Annotated in this window: 17 protein-coding genes; 10 read left to right on the top strand and 7 right to left on the bottom strand. The window is 62.0% G+C overall.

The features are described 5' to 3' along the window. Positions 1-26 precede the first annotated feature (26 nt). Complete coding sequence (locus N554_RS0133500) at positions 27-215, top strand: DUF4169 family protein (RefSeq protein WP_029587435.1); 189 nt, start codon at positions 27-29, stop codon at positions 213-215. Continuing rightward, positions 212-466 (top strand): ribbon-helix-helix domain-containing protein, encoded by a 255-nt coding sequence (locus N554_RS0133495; RefSeq protein ID WP_029587434.1) that lies wholly within the window; start codon positions 212-214, stop codon positions 464-466. The genes N554_RS0133500 and N554_RS0133495 overlap by 4 nt, the downstream gene beginning before the upstream one ends. Before the next feature lie 247 nt (positions 467-713). Here the strand turns inward: N554_RS0133495 and N554_RS0133490 are convergent, their stop codons facing one another. The 3 genes from N554_RS0133490 to N554_RS0133480 all read right to left on the bottom strand — a co-directional run bounded on the left by N554_RS0133490 (position 714) and on the right by N554_RS0133480 (position 7229). Continuing rightward, on the bottom strand, positions 714-4316 hold the full coding sequence (locus tag N554_RS0133490; RefSeq protein ID WP_029587433.1) for an AsmA family protein: 3603 nt from the start codon (positions 4314-4316) through the stop codon (positions 714-716). Positions 4317-4520: 204 nt separating this feature from the next. Beyond that, positions 4521-5753, bottom strand: a complete 1233-nt coding sequence (locus N554_RS0133485; protein ID WP_029587432.1) for a cytochrome P450 — start codon at positions 5751-5753, stop codon at positions 4521-4523. A 168-nt stretch (positions 5754-5921) separates the two neighbouring features. Beyond that, a complete protein-coding gene (locus N554_RS0133480; RefSeq protein ID WP_029587431.1) occupies positions 5922-7229 on the bottom strand; it encodes an MFS transporter in 1308 nt (435 codons plus the stop codon). 332 nt (positions 7230-7561) lie between these two features. On the opposite strand from N554_RS0133480, the gene N554_RS0133470 reads away from it, so the two are divergent. Further along, complete coding sequence (locus N554_RS0133470) at positions 7562-7942, top strand: rhodanese-like domain-containing protein (protein WP_029587429.1); 381 nt, start codon at positions 7562-7564, stop codon at positions 7940-7942. Between the two features lie 31 nt (positions 7943-7973). On the opposite strand, the gene N554_RS0133465 is transcribed toward N554_RS0133470, so the two are convergent. Together N554_RS0133465 and N554_RS0133460 are read right to left on the bottom strand one after the other, a co-directional pair. Then, entirely contained in the window at positions 7974-8360 is a 387-nt protein-coding gene (locus tag N554_RS0133465; protein WP_029587428.1) for a hypothetical protein, read from the bottom strand. Positions 8361-8552: 192 nt separating this feature from the next. Further along, the gene (locus N554_RS0133460; RefSeq protein WP_029587427.1) at positions 8553-9467 is read right to left on the bottom strand and encodes a LysR substrate-binding domain-containing protein; all 915 of its coding nucleotides are present in this window, start codon (positions 9465-9467) and stop codon (positions 8553-8555) included. A gap of 101 nt (positions 9468-9568) precedes the next feature. Between N554_RS0133460 and N554_RS0133455 the strand changes: the two genes are divergently transcribed. Beyond that, positions 9569-11041 (top strand): catalase, encoded by a 1473-nt coding sequence (locus N554_RS0133455; protein WP_029587426.1) that lies wholly within the window; start codon positions 9569-9571, stop codon positions 11039-11041. Between the two features lie 39 nt (positions 11042-11080). Next, positions 11081-11287, top strand: a complete 207-nt coding sequence (locus N554_RS0133450) for a hypothetical protein (protein WP_029587425.1) — start codon at positions 11081-11083, stop codon at positions 11285-11287. Between the two features lie 70 nt (positions 11288-11357). Here the strand turns inward: N554_RS0133450 and N554_RS0133445 are convergent, their stop codons facing one another. Continuing rightward, positions 11358-12776 carry an FAD-binding oxidoreductase gene (locus tag N554_RS0133445; RefSeq protein WP_029587424.1) on the bottom strand — a complete coding sequence of 473 codons (1419 nt, stop codon included), beginning with the start codon at positions 12774-12776 and terminating at the stop codon, positions 11358-11360. Positions 12777-12864: 88 nt separating this feature from the next. Between N554_RS0133445 and N554_RS0133440 the strand changes: the two genes are divergently transcribed. The 3 genes from N554_RS0133440 (at position 12865) to N554_RS0133430 (ending at position 14519) form a co-directional block, all read left to right on the top strand. Further along, positions 12865-13377: a thioesterase family protein gene (locus tag N554_RS0133440; RefSeq protein ID WP_051677846.1), complete on the top strand. Its 513-nt coding sequence runs from the start codon at positions 12865-12867 to the stop codon at positions 13375-13377. A gap of 81 nt (positions 13378-13458) precedes the next feature. After that, the gene (locus N554_RS41400) at positions 13459-13605 is read left to right on the top strand and encodes a hypothetical protein (protein ID WP_197033829.1); all 147 of its coding nucleotides are present in this window, start codon (positions 13459-13461) and stop codon (positions 13603-13605) included. A gap of 83 nt (positions 13606-13688) precedes the next feature. Next, positions 13689-14519, top strand: a complete 831-nt coding sequence (locus N554_RS0133430) for an alpha/beta fold hydrolase (protein WP_051677845.1) — start codon at positions 13689-13691, stop codon at positions 14517-14519. Between the two features lie 42 nt (positions 14520-14561). Here the strand turns inward: N554_RS0133430 and N554_RS0133425 are convergent, their stop codons facing one another. Next, complete coding sequence (locus N554_RS0133425; RefSeq protein WP_029587421.1) at positions 14562-14735, bottom strand: DUF1328 domain-containing protein; 174 nt, start codon at positions 14733-14735, stop codon at positions 14562-14564. Between the two features lie 301 nt (positions 14736-15036). Between N554_RS0133425 and N554_RS0133420 the strand changes: the two genes are divergently transcribed. Together N554_RS0133420 and N554_RS0133415 are read left to right on the top strand one after the other, a co-directional pair. Then, a complete protein-coding gene (locus N554_RS0133420) occupies positions 15037-17658 on the top strand; it encodes an ATP-dependent helicase (RefSeq protein ID WP_029587420.1) in 2622 nt (873 codons plus the stop codon). 193 nt (positions 17659-17851) lie between these two features. Then, complete coding sequence (locus N554_RS0133415) at positions 17852-18976, top strand: DUF2336 domain-containing protein (protein ID WP_029587419.1); 1125 nt, start codon at positions 17852-17854, stop codon at positions 18974-18976. Positions 18977-18986: the final 10 nt, after the last annotated feature.

Raw genomic sequence — 18986 nt, 5'->3', positions numbered from 1 at the left:
CCATTGGTTGGATGATGGAGGCAAGCATGGGGGACGTGGTCAACCTGAAACGGTTTAGGAAACGTACCGAGCGGGAGCAGTCGGCGAAACAGGCCGATGCCAACCGGGCGCGGTTCGGCCGGACTAAAAGCGAGCGCGTTCTCGACGAAAAACGCTCGAAGCGTGGGAACGACTTGCTGGACCAGCATCGCATCGATGGCGAGGACGCGTCATGAAATCGCCTGTCGTGAAGCGCTCGATCGTGGTTGGGGGCCACAAGACCAGCGTCAGCCTCGAAGAGGCATTCTGGAACGGCATGAAGGAAATTTCGGGCATGCGTGACATGACGCTGTCCGAGCTGGTCGGTGAGATCGACAGCAATCGCCAGCAAGGCAATCTGTCTTCCGCCATTCGCCTGTTCGTGCTGGATTATTTTCGGACCCGCGCCGCGACAGCCGCATCATCGGATTCAAAACCGCAGGGCTAACCGCCAGGCCGCTTATGCATGGATCGTGTTGACTGGTCCGGAGATGAGCAGAACAGGATCGTTGGCGGGCCACGACCATCAAGGCGCGCTTACCGCATAGCATAATCGTTGCGGTCATAGATCCTCGCAGAGCGCGTCGGCAATCAGGTGATGAACGTATCAACTCAAGTTGAAACCGCGATTATGCGATCGCGGTTATTCTTCGGCACTGAAATTCCCGGGGGAATGTCTCGGGCGACGCCGGTCCTCAGAACGCCGGTCGCGGTGGGCTCGCAGTTGGCGGCGTCAGCACGAGAGGCGGCCGTGCTTTCGGCGCCCGCGCCGTACCGGGAGCGGGGTGGACTTCTATTGGCGGCGGCAGCGGTGGAACCTGCTGGCTAACTACAGGCGCGTTGGGACTTGGCGACGGATCGGGCAGTGGATGCGGAGCGCTGACCTTGGGTTTCGACGGAGGCCGGCGCGGATCGCGGCCCGGAAGCGGCGGCGATATCGCTGCGGGCAGGTCTGGCGGCGGATCTCCGCGCTCCAGAGAATCCAGCCGGCGGGTCTCGCGATCGATCGCCCTCACCGCCAGCCATGACGACAGCGGCGCAACGTCGACGGTGCGATCGAGCGCGTCAGGCGAACCCACCGCGAACAGCTGAATTTCCGGACGGCTGGTCGCGGATCCCGCAACCGTCGAAGCAAGACTGGCGCGAATGTCGGCCTGGTCGGCAGGAATATCGTAGCCACCCGATATGATGGCGCGCGCCCCTTCGGCGTTCAGCGTGGTCGCACTGATGCGAAGCCGGCCATCCCTGATACTGAATGGAATTTGCGCCGATGCGACCGATAGCGCGCCGGCCGACAGCACCGGCTCGATGATCTGCCGCAGCCGCGTGTCGTCGGTCGCCTGTCCGGTGTCGCTGGCACGGATCGCAGCGTCGAAGGCGCGCGGATTGAGCCCGGGGATTCCGGCGGATTCCAGCGTGAGTGTTCCGCTGCCGGACAACGCGCCGGTCAGCGCCGATGCGCTGCGGCCCTGGCTCGCCAGCGTCATCTGCATCGAGGTGCGACCGGCGGGCATCGTCAGACTGCGATAACGAAGCGCCGCGCCATCGACACCCCTGAGCTCAACACGCGCATTCAGCGCAATACCGGTCGCGCTCTGTTTGGCGTCGATATTGGCGGTCGCCTCGCCGCCTCCGATTCCGCCCTTGATGGCCTCGAAGGTCAGCGATTGACCGTCGCTTCTGACGGTACCGCTCACGGGGCGCAACTCGCCGCCGCCCGGAAGCGCGCCGCGCAGCGCTTGAAAGACGATGCGGCCGCGCCAGCCATTCGACAAACCCAAACCGAGCGGTGCCGACGCGTCTTGCCCCGCCGCGCCGATGGCGAGCGCAAATGCCGGCGCGAGGACAAGTGCGTCGAGGCCTACTTCGCCCTCGATGGTCTTTTCGCCGTCAAGGGTCAACGCGATGCGCCCGCGTAGCCGCGAACCTGACATCGCGCTGTCCAGGTCGTCGAAAATCAACTTGCTGCCCATCAGCGACACCCGCGCCGACAGACTGATGTTTTGCGCAAGCGCATCGGAGAGATCGAACAGCGGCGCGAGATTTATGCTGCGCGCGCCAAGATTGACGCTAGCCTTGGGTTCCGAGGCCCACGGTTCAGCGCTACCCTGCGCTTCGGCATCCAGTCCAGCTCCCGACAGCTTGGCTTTCAGCCGCAGCGGCGCCCGCCACGCGCCCGTGACCGATCCTTCGAATTGCGCCGGGCCATCGCCCACAGCGATTGCGCGATCGAGCCCCAGCAGGACAACCAATGAACGGCCGCTGTCCGAAGACAGTTTGGATTCGATGCCAAATTCGCTGCGTCGGAGCGCATCGAGATCAAGCCCGCGCATCGCCGCGATCTCGGGCTTTGCGGTGATCGTGGCGACGCCCTTGAGCTGCGGCGCGTCGAAGTCGAGCACGGCGCGCGCGTTGGCGCGATCGGGGTGTTCGGAATTCTTGTCGAGATCGATCGCCAGCTTGAGGTGCGCGAGCCCCGGACTTACCTGCATCGACTTAATCCGTGACGCCAGTGTCGGCGCAAGGGGTGCAATCAGCCCGGTGATTTGATCAAGCGACGCCGCGCTTGAATTCAGCACCAGTCGTCCGGTTGCATTGACGCGATCGAAACTTCCCGCCGCTCCCATCATCACGCCGCCGGCCTCGCCGACTTCCAGTTGCTCCAGCGAGATCGTCTTCGGACCGTAGCCCAGCTTCGCGATGAACGGACGCAGTTCCTGGCCAGCCGATATGGCACGATCGATATTCAGCGACAGTCGCACTTCGGCCGGCCACTCGGCTTGCGGGCCGGCCAGCGAGCGCACCAACGCGCCAGCGGCATCGAGATCGAGACGTTCCGCCTTCAGCTCCGCTTCGATCCGGGAGGCGCCGCTGGCCGGCAAATTGGAGACCGCAACGCGCCCTTCCACGGCACCGCCATCGATCTCGGCCTTCATCGCTTCGATGGCGATGCGATCGGCAGCCACACTGACATTGCCGGCCAGGCGCAGCGGTTTTTGGCTGCGATAGGTGATCTCGTTACGACCCTGCAACCACGTCACCAGTGCATCCGGGTCCGACGATTCGACGCTAAGCGCCCCGGTGAAACCTCCGGACGGACCTGCTTGCGCCTTCGTGCTGCTCAAGCCCACTCGGGTGGCGCCAGGCGCGCGGAAATCCAGCCGGTCGATGGTGAAGGATTTGGCGTCGACACGCAGGTCGACAGCCAGATTTTGCAACGGACGCCCGCCCAGCATGATCTGCTCGGAGCTGAGCTCGATCTGCGTCGGAATCGGAACTTGCGGGATTGCCGCCATGAGCGCCTGTAAGCCCGGAAGCAATCGGATCGGCTCAGTGGGGTTACTGCCTTTGGCGGCAAACCTGTCGGCATCGAGCTGCCGCGCCGACAGCGCGGCGCGAAGCAGCGGCGACGCGCCAAAGCGCATGTCCCCTATCCCTGCGAATTTCAGCGCGGTCTCTTCGGTGCCGTAGCTGGCCTCAACCTGTTCGAGCCGGGCGGCGGCCGGATCGGCCTTGACCCTCGCCGCTATCCGCCACGGCGTTATCGGCAGATCGCCCGCCGCTTTGAGGCCGGGGGGAACGGCCAGCACCACCGCACCCTCAAAGCGCGGCGCACGCGCCTCGAAGCTGAGCACGCCGTCGAGATCGACGGACAGCGCGCGCGCGCCGGGATCGACGTTAAGATGGACCCGGGTGCCATTTCCGTCAGCGCTCTGGCCGGATGACACGCGAAACGGGTAGCGCACGCCTGACACCATGAAGTTGCCGTCGCCCCGGACTGAACCTGCCAGCGAGCGCACGTCTCCGCTGAAGGCGATATCCTTGAGCTCGAGCGTCCCTTGGCTTGCAGCGTCATGCAGCGCGATGCGGCCGGTGAGATTCAGGCGGTCGATCGACAGCGATCCCAGACTGAACTTTCCGGTCGATGCCGGCCAGTCGATCCGGCCCTGGGAATCCAGGCCAAGATCAAGCGCCATGCCGTTGATGGTCAGTTCGTTGGCGCGCCATTCGCCGCGCATCAGCGAGCCCAGGCTGAACTCGACATCGAGCTTGTCGGCGCGAACCTTGCCGAGATCGTTGGCGCCACCGACCACGACAGAACGCAGCCGCAGCGATGGCGTCGGCAACAGGCGCGCATCCAGTTCACCCCCGACGCGTACCGGCGCGCCGATCACCCGCGTTGCCTCGGTCTCGAACTGCGGCCGGAATTGATTCCAGTCGATGAAGTACGGCCCGATCAGCGCGGCAACGAGCGCGATGATGAAGGCAATCGCCAATCCGAGCAGCGTGGTCTGCACGGGTTCTCCTCTTGAGCGCGTTCCCGCGCGTTGGCCCTAACGCGACACGACGCGGTCATCCGCCAGGACAATGTGCGCCATCGCAATGGTGATCCCTGAGCCAGCCACCCGCCGCGCTGAAATCAACGCTGGAACAAGGCTATATATAGAGTCAACTGTGGCGAAGTCGCAGCCAGTCGTGCGGCGGCCTCTTGCGAGATGCCATTACCAGCTTGCAGGCAGCCTTTTAAGGCCGCGCAGGACAAAGGTCGGCCGCCATTCCGGATTCTGCCCGTCGTCCAACCGCAGGTCCGGCAGGCGACGCAGAAGCGTCTCGATCGCGATCTCTGCCTCGATGCGCGCAAGCTGGGCGCCGAGGCAGAAGTGAATGCCCCCGCCAAAGGACAGCGGGCGCACATTGGGGCGGGTGATATCGAGACGGTCCGGCCGGTCGGGATAGACAGCCGGATCGCGGTTGGCCGAACCCAACAGGCAGAGCACGGGTTCGCCTTTCGGGATTTTCTTGCCGCCGAGATCGTCGATGTCTTCCAGCGCCACCCGGCCGGTCAACTGCACCGAGGAATCGTAGCGCAGGAATTCCTCGATGGCGTTGGTGATCAGCGCGGGATTGGCCTTGAGCAGCGCCAGTTGATCGGGATTGCGGTGCAGCGCCAGCAGACCGTTTCCGATCAGATTGACTGTCGTCTCATGCCCGGCGCCAAACAGCAGCATGATATTGGCGGTTAGTTCCTCATTGGAGAGCTTGCTGCCATCTTCCTCAGCCTGCACCAGCTTCGTCGTCAGGTCATCGCCCGGGCTGCGCCGCCGCAATTCGAACAGCTGCTGAAAATACATCTGGGCCATCGCGTTGCCGGCGTTGGCTTGGTCGATTTCGGCGCGCGACAACGGCACCGGATCGAGCAAACGTCCGCCTTCGCGCGAATTTTGGAAAAACGTCTCGCGGTGCTCCTCGGGTATCCCGAGCATGTCGCAGATGATCGTGACCGGGAGCCGAAACGCAAAATCCTCAATCAGGTCCATGTGACCGCGATCTGCAACACGGTCGAGCGACTGGTCGACGATATGCTGGATGCGCGGACGCATATCCTCGACCCGCCGCGCCGTAAACGCTTTCACGACCAGACCGCGCAACCGTGTATGGTCCGGTGGATCCTGCTGCAGCATCCAGTGGCTCATGTGGCGAAAGATCGGCTCGTCCATCGCCTGCGGTCCATACCGCCGCACGGTTCGATCGACGAAATCCTTGCCAAAGCGCTTGTCGCGCAAAACCAGACTGGCTTCCGCATGCCGGCTCGCGACGAACGCACCGAACGGCGTGATATGCATCGGATCGGTGGTGCGCAGCCGCTCGTAGGACGGATAGGGATCGCGAATGAATTCCGGCGCGAGCGGATTGAAAAGCAGCTCGGTCTTCGCGGTCTGAACATGTTCGTTCATGGGCGCCTCCGCACGGTTGGCTTCATGCCGGGAGATTAGCCCACAACCCGCTGACATCGGCAAGACGCATGTGGTCACGCCGGGTAAAGAGCACATGATCTGCTCGGCAAGCCGCTCACCGCCTCGGGGTCAAGCCCGAGACGCGCTTGGCGGACGCGCTTTGGCGGATCACGCGTTAGTCGGCGGTAGTCGGGCTTCGATCCGGTGCAACTGGCCCGCGACCGCTCGGACTTTGCCGGGCGATGCCAGCCAGATCGCCACAGCGGACAATCCGCTCACGCCAATACCGATCGCAAACGCAATGGTATAACTCCCTGAAAGGTCGTGCAGAAAGCCGGTGACCCAGGGCCCCGCGGCACCTCCCGCGAGCGCTGCCAGCATGATGGTTCCGAAAATGCTGCCGTAATGCTTGCCCTGGAATATCTCCAGCACCACCGCACCCATGATTGAGGTCAGGCCGTAGCCGAGCGCGCCCTGCGCCAGCACCATGACGTAGACCAGCATCAATGTCGGAAGGAATTTAAGCGCGATCAGGGCTGCGAAGCAGATCGCAAAGCCCATGCAGCCTGCCGCCCATATCCATTCGCGCCCCAGCCGGTCGGAGAGGTGTCCGAGCAGGATCTGGCCGGGGATACCGAGCAGGCTGACCACGCCTAACGCCCACACCGCAACACCAGGGCTGAAACCGATGTCGAGAAGATATTTGGTCTGGTGAACCTGCACCGCGTACCAGATGTACAACCCGCAGAAATAACCGAGCGATATCCACCAGAACCGAGCGGTGCGAACGGCGCGTTTCAACGTCCAGTCGGTTCCGGCCCATGCGGCATCGACGATGTTCGATATCGGTTTCGCCGAGGATGCCGAGGGCGCGGCGTCCCCGTCCGGCTCAAGCCCGATGTCTTCGGGGCGCTTTCGCAGCAACAGGTTGATCGGCGCGAGCACGACCAGGATCATGATGCCCATCGCCGTGCAGGCGGTTCGCCAGCCGGTCTGCTCGATCATAATCTGCACCCAGGGCAACAGCGTAACGGAGCCGATTCCGACGCCAGCGAAGGCAAGTCCGATGGCCAGGCCGCGGCGGCGATTGAACCAATTGGGCAGAAACAATGATTGCCCGGAGTAGCCGAGACAGACGCTTCCCGCTCCCACCAGGACGCCGATCGTCAGATACAGATGCCACGGCTGAGTCGTCAGCGGCGCCAGCAACAGGCCTCCGGCCATCAGCGCGACCCCGAACTCCATCACCGCGCGCGGGCCGGCGCGATCCATCAATCGGCCGATCAGCGGGCTGACGGCGCCGGATACCAGAAAGCCGAACGAGAAAGCGCCCGCGGTGACGCCACGCTCCCATCCGAACTCATCGATGATCGGCGGAAAAAACAGCGAAAACGCGGTGCGGGCGTTGACGCCGATCGCCATCGTGACGAACGTCACGACGACGATGACCCAGCCGTAAAAGAAGGGAAGCCGCATCGTATGGCGTGTCTCTTCGTTTCAGCGCGACCCCTTCAATCTCCGCCTCATCGAGGGAGATCCCGGGACCGGTCCTTCGGACCATCAGGGGATGACCCGGTCAAGGCCTTTTCGTGTGGTCGGTTCAGGGAACCGCTGAACATTCCGCTGTTCGGTGAACCCCCACCACCGTGCATGCCCGCTCAATATCGTGTTCGCCGCGTCGCTGCGGATGTCTAGCGACATGCTGCTGGCCAAGGGCATCGCCGTCGCCACTTGGTATCCGCCGCGGAAGCCTATATCGTGCGAGTGATCGAGCATCACGAGGCTCGTATAACGACCGGGAGTTCAACATGGCGCTAAGCGTCAAGCAGATGATGGAGGCCGCGAACGCCGCGGTGCCGAAGATCACGGCGGCTCAGGCACGCGAGATGATCGAGAAGGGCAACACGCTGGTGGTCGATGTGCGCGACGCGCCGGAGGTTGAGAAAAGCGGCAAGGTTGCCGGCGCTGTGCATGTCTCGCGCGGCATGCTGGAATTTCGCGCCGACCCCGAATCGCCCTACCACGACAAGTCCTTTTCCAAGGACAAGACCGTCATCCTTTACTGCGCTTCGGGCGGGCGCTCGGCGCTTGCCGCCAAGGTGCTCAAGGATATGGGCTATGACCAAGTGTACAATGTCGGCGCCTTCAAGGATTGGGCCGAAAGCGGCGGCGCGATCGAAAAGCCGTAAGGGCCGGCATCTGAGAAGAGCGCGAGCAGCTTCACTGCCGAAGCCCCGGATGCTCGTTGAGCACATCTTCCCTGATTGATACCGCCTGGATCGCGCGGAACAGGACCCGCGCGATCCTCAAATCGTTGGCTGTCATGCACAAGCTCACGATCTGGCGTACCGAGGAATCGCGCAACAGGTCATCGGAAATCTTGATCGCGACTTCCATCGCGGTCTTGGCGGCGCGTTGGTACCGCTCGGTCTCATATTTGTTCTTCTCGCTCCCCGGGCGCTGAGTAAGGTCAGCTACTTTTCCGGCACTGTCGGCAGCCGAACGGCAGATGTCGCGTATCTTATGCGCCGCTTCAATGTCACCAAGCGGCCACTGGATGTCTTCGTCCCAGATTTCCTTGCGCTTGCTTTTGCTGAACCACCCCATCGGCATGCCCCAAAAGGCCGCAAGCATAGATGGCCGTGGTGCAACTAATCAATCCACTGAAACCCGTTGATTCAGCCGCGCGCTCTGAAACTATTCGGCTTCCTATGTCGGCCACGCTCCCTTCCAGGCGAGGCTGTTGGGTCAGACGATGAGCCGGTCCCCGCGCCAGCGCGGCTGCCGAAAATGAGACCCTTAAACTAATTCCGAGTCCTGCATCTGTACCGATGTCGCAGATGTAATCAGCTTGCCGAGTTCGACAAAATGCCGTTTGCGCGGCGAGCTGCGGCGCCAGGCAAGCCCTACGACGCGGCGCGGTTGCGGATCGGTGAAGCGCATCAACGTGATATCGTCATGGCGGCACTCCAGCTTGATGCTCAATTCCGGCAATAGCGTCAAGCCAAGGCCGTTGGCCACCATCTGAACGATGGTCGAGAGGTTGGAAGCGCCGAACGTATCGATGTTGTCGACGCGCCGCAGGCTACAGAACGCCAGCGCCTGATCGCGCAGGCAATGACCTTCTTCAAGCAACAGCAGACGATCCTGCTGAAGAAGATCGGGCGTCGCCCGAATGCGATTTGCGATACGCCGCGACTTCGGCATGGCCAGCAGGAAGCGATCGGTAAACAGCTTGATCGTTTCGATTTCCGGATGCTCGACCGGCAAGGCAAGCAGCAGCAGGTCGAGCCCGCCGTCGAGCAGCTCCTGCACGAGATGATCGGTCTGAGTTTCCCGCAAATGCAGATCGAGATCGGGAAATTTGTCGCGGATCAACGGCAGCAGCGCCGGCAGCACATAGGGCGCCACCGACGGGATGACGCCGAAGTGCAGTGGTCCAGCCAGAATGTTGCCCTGCCGGCGGGCAAAATCGACGATGTCGCGCGTCTCGGCCAGGATGCGGGTGGCGCGGCCGGCGATCTCCCGCCCGGCCTCGGTCAGCATGACACCGTTGCGGCTGCGCTCGATCAACTGAACGCCGAGCGTGTTTTCCAGTTCTTGTATCTGCATGGAGAGCGCCGGCTGGGTCACGGCGCATCGCTGTGCGGCCTTACCAAAATGCCTGGTTCGGGCGACGGCTTCAAAATATCTCAGTTGCTTGAGGGAGATCATATCGATCAGTTTTTCTTATCTAAAGCCGTTTTTAATACGATTGGACCTGATCGGCAAGCATTTCTAGGTTTCGCTCGAATTTCCCCCAGAGGAGAGAGCCGATGAGCCAAAAACCGATCTTGACGACTTCCTCAGGCGCCCCAGTGGCTGACAACCAGAATTCCATCACGGCGGGGCCGCGCGGCCCGGTGCTGATGCAGGACTTCCACCTTTTGGAGAAACTGGCGCACCAGAATCGCGAGCGCATACCGGAGCGCACCGTTCATGCCAAGGGCTCGGCTGCTTACGGCACGCTGACCGTCACCAACGATATTTCGAAATACACCACGGCCGCGGCGCTCTCGAAGGTCGGCAAGAAGACCGAGGCTTTCCTGCGATTTTCTACCGTCGCCGGCGAGCGTGGTGCCGCCGACGCCGAGCGCGACGTGCGCGGCTTCGCGCTGCGCTTCTATACCGAGGAAGGCAACTGGGACATCGTCGGCAACAACACGCCGGTGTTCTTCGTGCGCGATCCGCTGAAGTTTCCGGACTTCATCCACACCCAGAAGCGTCATCCCAAGACCAACATGCGCTCGCCAACCGCGATGTGGGACTTCTGGTCGCTGTCGCCGGAAAGCCTGCACCAGGTCACCATCCTGATGTCGGATCGCGGCCTGCCGCAAAGCTATCGCAATGTCGACGGCTTCGGCTCGCACACCTACGCGTTCATCAACGCCAACAATGAACGCCACTGGGTCAAGTTCCATTTCAAGACCATGCAGGGCATCAAGAACTGGACCAATGCCGAGGCCGCCCAGAAGATCGCCCATGACCGCGAGACCCATCAACGCGACCTGTTCGAGTCGATCGAGAGAGGCGATTTCCCGAAGTGGAAATTCTCCGTGCAGATCATGCCGGAGAGCGATGTCGGCAAGCACTGGTACAACCCGTTCGACCTCACGAAGGTATGGCCGCACAAGGACTATCCGCTGATCGAGGTCGGCGTGCTCGAATTGAACCGCAATCCGGAGAACTATTTCGCCGAAGTCGAGCAGGCCGCGCTATCGCCCGCAAATGTGGTCCCCGGTGTCGGCCATTCGCCGGACAAGATGCTGCAGGCCCGGATCTTCTCCTATGCGGACGCGCATCGCTATCGTGTCGGCGTCAACGCCGAACAGCTTTCGGTCAACAAGCCACGCTGCCCCGTGCACACCTACCATGCCGATGGCACCATGCGGCTCGCGGGCCATCCCAATCCGGACGCCTATTACGAGCCGAACTCGATGGGCGGCCCGGTGGAAGACATCAGCGTCAAGGAGCCGCCGCTGGCGATCATGGGCAATGCCGACCGCTACAACCATCGCGACGGCAACGACGATTATCGTCAGGCTGGCGACCTGTTCCGGTTGATGAGCGCCAATCAGAAAGAGCAACTGTTCGACAACATCAAGGCCGCGATGGATGGCGTGCCGGTCGAGATCGTCAAGCGCCAGGTGGGGCACTTCTACCGCGCCGATCCGGACTACGGCATCGGCGTCGCCACCCGCATGGGACTTAGCGCCAGTGATCTCCCCGCCGCGCAAGCGGCGGAATGAGTTTGCCGCAAGCAACTCCAATTTGAAAGGAAGTTGATCATGACCGCACCCGAGCGTGCCCTCTCCTCCAATCGCGCCAACGTCGTGGATGAGATATTCACCGAGGCGAGAATCGACGCGCTCAACACCAAATTGATCGAGCGGGGCATCTCCGCCAATCAAGTGATTGCGATTCTAGCCGTCGAGGCACAGGCAATGGCCAATCCGACGCCACCGCAATTTCGGGTGCTATACCGGACGACGTGACATTGCGGCTTATGAGGCATCCCAGGCGCCGACCTCGCTGTCGCTCCTGGATGCCTTGTGAGTACCGGTCCTAGACCGCCGGCAATATCTTTCCGGGATTGAAAATATTCTGCGGATCGAGCGCCTGCTTCAGCGCGCGCATGGCCTCGATCGCCTCGGGGCCGAGTTCGGCCTTGAGGTATTTCTGCTTGCCCTGCCCGATGCCGTGCTCGCCGGTGCAAGTCCCGCCCATCGCCTGGGCACGCTCCACCAGGCGATGCATGAAATCCTCGCCGCGCGCCATTTCGTCATGATCGTCCACGTCACACACCACCGAGCAGTGGAAATTGCCGTCACCGACATGGCCAACGATCGGCGACAGCAGATTGAGGCGCTTGAGGTCCTCCTCGGTTTCGGTCACGCAATCCGCCAGCCGCGAAATCGGCACGCAGACATCGGTCGCGACCACGCCTGAACCGGGACGCAGCGCCTTCACCGACCAATAGGCGTCGTGGCGTGCCTGCCAGAGTTTGCTGCGATCCTCGGGCCTGGTGGTCCAGGTGAAATCGCCGCCGCCGCACTCCTTGGCGATCTCGCTGAAGTTATTCGATTGCTCGGCCACTTCGTTTTCGCTGCCGTGAAATTCAAGCAGCAGCAGCGGCGTCTCGGGCAAGGACAATTTCGAATAGGAATTGCAGGCACGCACCTGCGCCGCGTTGAGCAGCTCAATGCGCGCGACGGGAATGCCGGTTTGAATTGCCAGTATCGTCGCCTGGCAGGCGCCGCGCACGCTCTCGAATGAACAGGCGGCCGCCGCGATGGTTTCGGGAATGCCGCGCAGCTTGACGGTGAGTTCGGCAATGATGCCGAGCGTACCTTCGGCGCCGACAAACAGATGCGTCAGGTCGTAACCAGCCGAGGACTTCTTCGCCCGCGTACCCGTCGTGATGATCTCGCCGTCCCCGCGCACCACCTTCAGCGCCAGCACGTTATCGCGCATGGTGCCGTAGCGCACCGCATTGGTGCCGGATGCCCGCGTCGACGCCATGCCGCCCAGCGAAGCATCGGCGCCGGGATCGATCGGAAAGAACAGTCCCTGGTCGCGCAAATGCTCGTTCAGCGCCTTGCGGGTAACGCCGGGCTGGATGACGCAGTCGAGATCCTCGGCGTGAACTTCCAGCACCCGGTTCATGTCGCGCAGGTCGATGCAGACGCCCCCTGCCGGCGCGTTGACCTGGCCTTCCAGTGAGGTGCCAGTGCCGAACGCGATCACGGGAACGCCGTGTTTCGCGCAAATCCGCACCACGTCCTGAATATCCGAGGTCTCTTGCGCCATCACCACCGCATCCGGCGGCTGCGGCGCGAGCCAGGTTGTGGTATGGGCGTGCTGGTCGCGCACCGCCTGGGAGGTGATCAGCCGGTTGCCGAACCGCGCGGCCAACGCTTCAACGGCGCTCGCCAGCGCCTGCGGTTCCGGACGCTTCAGATTGTTGGTTATGGTTATGCCCACGATATCCTCCCGGCGTAAGGCCGACCGTGGCAAAGGATATATAACGGGTCAAGGCACCGTTATCGAACTAAATTAAAGAGGATCGCTGATGACGATTATTACTGCCGGCGACGATGTGCTGTTCCGGCCCGTGCCGTTCCTGTCGTCGGTGATGCAGATCGAGCCGCAATGGATCGACTACAATGGCCATCTCAACATGGCCTACTACAGTGTGATGTTCGACCGCACCATCGACGAATTATGGCTCAAGCTCGGGATCGGGCCCGCGTACATGAAGGAGCGCCAGGGGTCGACCTTCACCGCCGAATGCCATGTGCGATATCTCCGCGAGATTCATCTCGGCGATCCCGTGCAGATTTCGGTCCTGCTGGTCGGTGCGGACGAGAAGCGGCTGCATACCTTCGAGGAGTTGCGCCACGCTAGCGAGGGCTGGCTGTCCGCCACCTCGGAGAACATGACTATTCACATCGACATGACCGCGCGCAAGACCGCGCCGTTTCCGGCCGATATTCGCGCCAAGATCCAGGCCTTGGCGGACGCCCACAGGTCGCTCCCTCGCCCGGAGGGGATCGGCAGGAAGGTCGCGATACCCTCGAAATAACATTGCGTGCCTGAACCGGCAGTCCCCACCTCGGACAAGGCTTCAAGAACCAGGTTGGAATAGCTCGGCGGCAGCGGCGGCATGCCTCGTTGCACGGCGCTTGACGAGACGAACCAACACGCGCTGAGGAAGGATTTGGTGGCGCTGATCGGCTTGATTAGCCGCGCGCAAGACGGCACTATGGTAGTGCCAGGCGAATATCTAGAGATCGTGATCCTCAAGCGCTGATATCACGGCAGTGACGCCGGGCCGCCGGAGGCCTTCGCGGCGGCCGGCGACGAGCACATCGCAAATCCTCCCATGGAGTTTTGATGATCGACGACGCGCTTGGACGCATCGACTACGATGAGACGGGTGAAGGTCCGACCATCGTGCTGGTGCCGGGGTCATGCAGCACCGGCGCCGCCTGGCGACCGATGACGGCATATTGGCAGAATCGATTTCGATGCGTGACGACCAGCCTTCTGGGATATGGCCGCACGGTCGATCGCCGCAGCAAAGGGAATGCCGATATCGCTCACGAGGCGGAGGTCGTTGAAGCGGTGATCAGAAGGGCTTCTTGCCCGGTGCATCTCGTCGGCCATTCCTTCGGCGGGATGACGGCCCTTGCCGTCGCGCTGCGAAAGCAGGTGTCTTTGCTCAGTCTGACTATCATCGAGGCCCCCGCGCCGGAAATTTTGCGGGAAGCCGGCGAAGCCCGGCATTATGATTCATTTCGAAAGATGTCCGACGCTTATTTCAGCGCCTTCCATGGCGGCAAAGCCAATGCGATCGAACAGATGGTCGATTTCTATGGCGGCGCAGGCACGTTCGCTGCGTGGCCCGAGCGTGTTCGCAACTACGCCGTGGAAACAACGCCGACTAATCTGCTGGATTGGACCTGCGCCTATGGCTTTCGCCTGACGCCTGCTTTACTGGCGACGGTCGCGACCCCAACTCTGGTCGTGTGGGGTGAATCCAGTCACCCGGCAGCCAAACGCGCGAACCAACTATTGGGGCAGTTCATACCGGATGCCGCGGCGACCGCGCTTCCAGGCGCGGCCCATTTCATGATCACGACACACGCCGAGCAGCTGGCTGAAATGATTGCGCGCCATTTCGTGCACGCTGATCTCAACCCGGCACCGGCAGACGCGCTTTAACGCATCCTTCCATCATCTCGCCATCATCTCGCGCGTGTTCGGCTAAACGCGGTTTCGTCCGCGGGCCACGCCGACCACGGCCGAGACCAGGAACAGCACGACTGCAATAAAGAAGATGATCTTGGCGATTTCGACCGATGCTCCGGCGATTCCGCCGAAGCCCAGAACGCCTGCAATCAGGGCGATGATCAGAAACGTAACGACCCAACTCAGCATGACAAGAACCTCCATTTTCCGCTTTCTGCTTCGAGTACCGGCACAGCGTTCCTCCTCGCGCATCGGCTAAGAATTAATTCAGCCTGAGAACCGAAGTTCCCTGCAGTTCCCAGCGCGGAAAGCACAAAAATCTCGAGTTCGAAGGAACCAAGTGAGCCTCAGGGGACGCTGATGCGGGCGCCGCGGCACCACGATAAAACTGTCAAATCCCCCGCCAGCGCCCTATATGCGCTCTAATCCTGCTATGAAGGCTCCCCTTCACGGCCCCGCGGTGCCATCGTGGGCGGAAGACGATTCGCATATGACTGAGCCGAACAAGCTGACCCATCATGGCCTCCCCGACCACCAGCCTGCGGCCGGTGGCATCGCCGCGCGCGCGCGTGCGGCCGCAACCCCGCAATATCTAGCCGGCCTCAATCTCGAGCAGCGCGAGGCGGTGGAAACGCTCGACGGGCCGGTGCTCGTGCTGGCGGGAGCCGGCACCGGCAAGACCCGCGTGCTGACCTGCCGCATCGCCCACATTCTCAGCACGGGCCGCGCCCGCCCGGCCGAAATCCTGTCGGTGACGTTCACCAACAAGGCGGCGCGCGAAATGAAGCTGCGGCTCGGCCAGATGCTCGGCCAGGCCGTCGAAGGCATGCCGTGGCTCGGCACGTTTCACTCGATCGGCGGCCGCATCCTGCGCACCCATGCCGAACTGGTGCAGTTGAAATCCAATTTCACCGTGCTCGATGTCGACGATCAGATCCGTCTCTTGAAGCAGCTATTGCAGGCCGAGAACATTGACGACAAACGCTGGCCGGCGCGCATGCTCGCCGGATTAATCGACGGCTGGAAGAACCGCGGTTTGATGCCGTCGCAGGTACCACCGGGCGAAGCTGCGGTGTTCGGCAACGGCAAGGGCGGAAAACTCTACGCGAGTTATCAGGAACGGCTGAAGATCCTCAACGCCGCCGATTTTGGCGACTTGTTGTTGGAAAACATCCGGCTGTTCCGTGAACACCCCGACGTGCTCCGGCAATACCAGAACCGCTTCAAATTCATCCTGGTGGACGAATATCAGGACACCAACGTCGCGCAGTATTTGTGGTTGCGGCTGTTGGCGCAGGCGCCGAGCAAGCCGGGCGTGGCGCTGTCCACGATCATTCCGGGGCACACCGGTGCTGCCGTCGTTCCCTCATCCCCTGTCATTCCGGGGCACGCCGAAGGCGTGAGCCCGGAACCTGGAGATGGCGAGCAATCAGCTCGAGATTCCGGGTCTGCGCCTTCGGCGCATCCCGTGGCGGCGCCCTCCGCGCCGCCCAAAAACATCTGCTGCGTCGGCGACGACGACCAGTCGATCTATGGCTGGCGCGGCGCGGAGGTCGACAACATCCTGCGCTTCGAGCACGATTTTCCCGGCGCCAAGGTCATTCGCCTGGAGCGCAATTACCGCTCCACCGGCCATATCCTCGCTGCCGCCTCGCATCTGATCGCGCATAATGAAGGTCGGCTCGGCAAGACACTACGCACCGAGGACGTCGACGGCGAAAAGGTCACCGTTACCGGCTCCTGGGACTCCGAAGAAGAAGCCCGCGCCATTGGCGAGGAGATCGAAGAGCTGCAGCGCGCCGGCAACAAGCTCAACGATATCGCGATTCTGGTGCGGGCCTCGTTCCAGATGCGCGAATTCGAAGATCGCTTCGTCACCCTCGGCCTGCCCTATCGCGTGATCGGCGGCCCGCGTTTCTACGAGCGCGCGGAAATCCGCGACGCGCTGGCATATCTGCGCGTGATCAACTCGCCAGCCGACGATCTCGCCTTCGAGCGCATCGTCAATGTGCCGAAGCGCGGTCTAGGCGACGCCACGCTGCAGATGCTGCACGACCATGCCCGCAAGCGCCGCATTCCCCTGTCCGAGGCCGCCCGCGCCGTGGTCGAGACCGATGAGCTGAAGCCGAAAGCGCGCGGCTCGTTGCGCGATCTCATCGTCAGTTTCGATCGCTGGCGCGCGCAAAGCGAGGTCACTTTGCATACCGAGCTGGCCGAGATCGTGCTCGACGAAAGCGGCTACACCGAGATGTGGCAGAAGGATCGTTCGGCCGACGCCGCCGGTCGCCTCGAAAACCTCAAGGAGCTGGTGCGCTCGATGGAGGAATTCGAGAACCTGCAAGGTTTTCTTGAACACATCTCGCTGGTGATGGACCGCGAGGGCGGCGCCGAGGACGATGCGGTGTCGCTGATGACGCTGCATTCGGCGAAGGGGCTTGAATTCGACAACGTGTTCCTGCCCGGTTGGGAGGAAGGTCTGTTTCCGAGCCAGCGCACGCTCGACGAACAGGGCCGCGCCGGACTGGAAGAAGAGCGCCGCCTCGCCCATGTCGGGCTGACCCGCGCGCGCCGCCGCGCCAAGCTCTACTTCGCCACCAACCGGCGGATTCACGGCACCTGGTCGACCACGATGCCGTCGCGCTTTCTCGATGAATTGCCGGCGCCGAATGTCGAGATCACGGAATCCAAGGGCGGATCGGGCTGGGGCGGCAGCAGCGGCTACGGCCCCTCGCGCTTCGACAATGTGGAATCGTTCGGCTCGAGCTATGCGACGCCGGGCTGGCAGCGGGCGCAGGCCAATCGTGCGCGCAACCAGGGCGGCCGCAACGGCCAGGCCGGCGGCGGCTTCAACGAAAGCCAGTCGCCGTTTTCAAGGTCGCGCGGCGACGGCCCGGGCGGCTCCTCGCGTAGCAAGCGCGCGCCGCTGACCATCGAGGGCGAACTGATCGCGAAATCCACCGGTACGACTTCGGAATTCTCGCTGGACGACCGCGTATTTCACCAGAAATTCGGCTACGGCCTGGTGGTGAAGGTCGACGGCAACAAGCTCACCATCGCCTTCGAAAAAGCCGGCGAGAAAAAGGTGGTCGATAGTTTCGTGGAGCGGGTTTGAGCCGCAAAAACCAAGGAAATGGCGTTGCTTGCGCCGATCTCACGGCCAAAGGTTAACAAAATCCTCCGCATTTTAACGAATTTTTAGAAGCAATACTTATCCGCCATTTTTACCGAAAACTTGCGTCTCTGGGCGTATGATTCGACGCGGACATCGCTTGTGCGCATTTGTTGCGGTTTAGGGTTTGCCAAAAATGAGTAAGGTAAAGTCGTTTCTGCAGGGCCTCGACGACGCAATTTTGCGGGGAACGGCCGAAAGCCGCACGCGGGCGTTGTGGTATACGACCGATTTAATGATAGCCGGCCGGTACAGCGACGAGGAGATATGGACTTTCGGCGAGGTGATAGGACGGATCGCGGACGAGATTGAAGTTGCGGCCCGCGCCGCGCTTGCAAAGCGGCTCGCCGACTTCGACCGTGCCCCCGTCAATATCCTTCATAAACTCGCCTTCGATGATTCGATCGAAGTCGCCGGCCCCGTGCTCGGGGAGTCCGATCGACTCGAGGATTACGCCCTGGTCGCCAACGTCTGCACCAAAAGCCAGCCGCATTTGCTCGCGATCTCGAAGCGAAAATCGCTCGACGAGACGATCACAGACGTGCTCGTGACCCGCGGCAATCAGGAGGTCGTGAACTCCGTCGCAAAAAACAATGGGGCGCGTTTCTCGGATTTCGGCTTTTTGCACTTGATCCAACGGGCCGAGGGCGATTCCATTCTCGCCGAGCAACTCGGTCTGCGTAAGGACATCCCGAGGCATATTTTCCAGCAACTGATCGCCAAGGCATCGGAGGACGTGAAAAAGCGCCTCGAACACGAGCGTCCCGACATGGTCGATCAGATTCAGACCTCGGTGACCGATGTCGCGGGCGCGCTGCAGTCCAAGTTCGGTCCGGTATCGAGGAGCTATTTTGTCGCAAAGCGGGTCGTGACGGCCCAGCATCGGCAGGGCAACCTGAATGAGAACAGCATATCGGGATACGCCCGATCCCATAAGCTCGATGAGGTTACCATCGGACTATCCTTGTTGTGCTCATTACCCGGCGACGTGATCGAACGTGCGTTGGTAGACAAGAACAGGGAAATGCTGCTGGTTGTGACCAAGGCGCTCGACTTTTCGTGGGCGACCACAATGTCGTTGCTTTTTCTTGGCGCAAAGGATCACCGCATCACCGCCAAGGACTTGTATGACCTGGAAAAGGAATTTGGCGGCCTCAACGTCGAGACGTCCCGGAGCGTTCTGGAATTTTACAAGTCTCGCAAGAATGCCGAGGGTGCCGAGTCCGACCCGAAGCCGCAACCCGCCCTTCACATGCATTGAGACGACCTAC

This window comes from Bradyrhizobium sp. URHD0069 (genome assembly GCF_000701345.1).
Lineage (GTDB): Bacteria > Pseudomonadota > Alphaproteobacteria > Rhizobiales > Xanthobacteraceae > Bradyrhizobium.
Note: the sequence above shows the minus strand (reverse complement) of the source record. Positions and strands in the feature narration are given on the sequence as shown.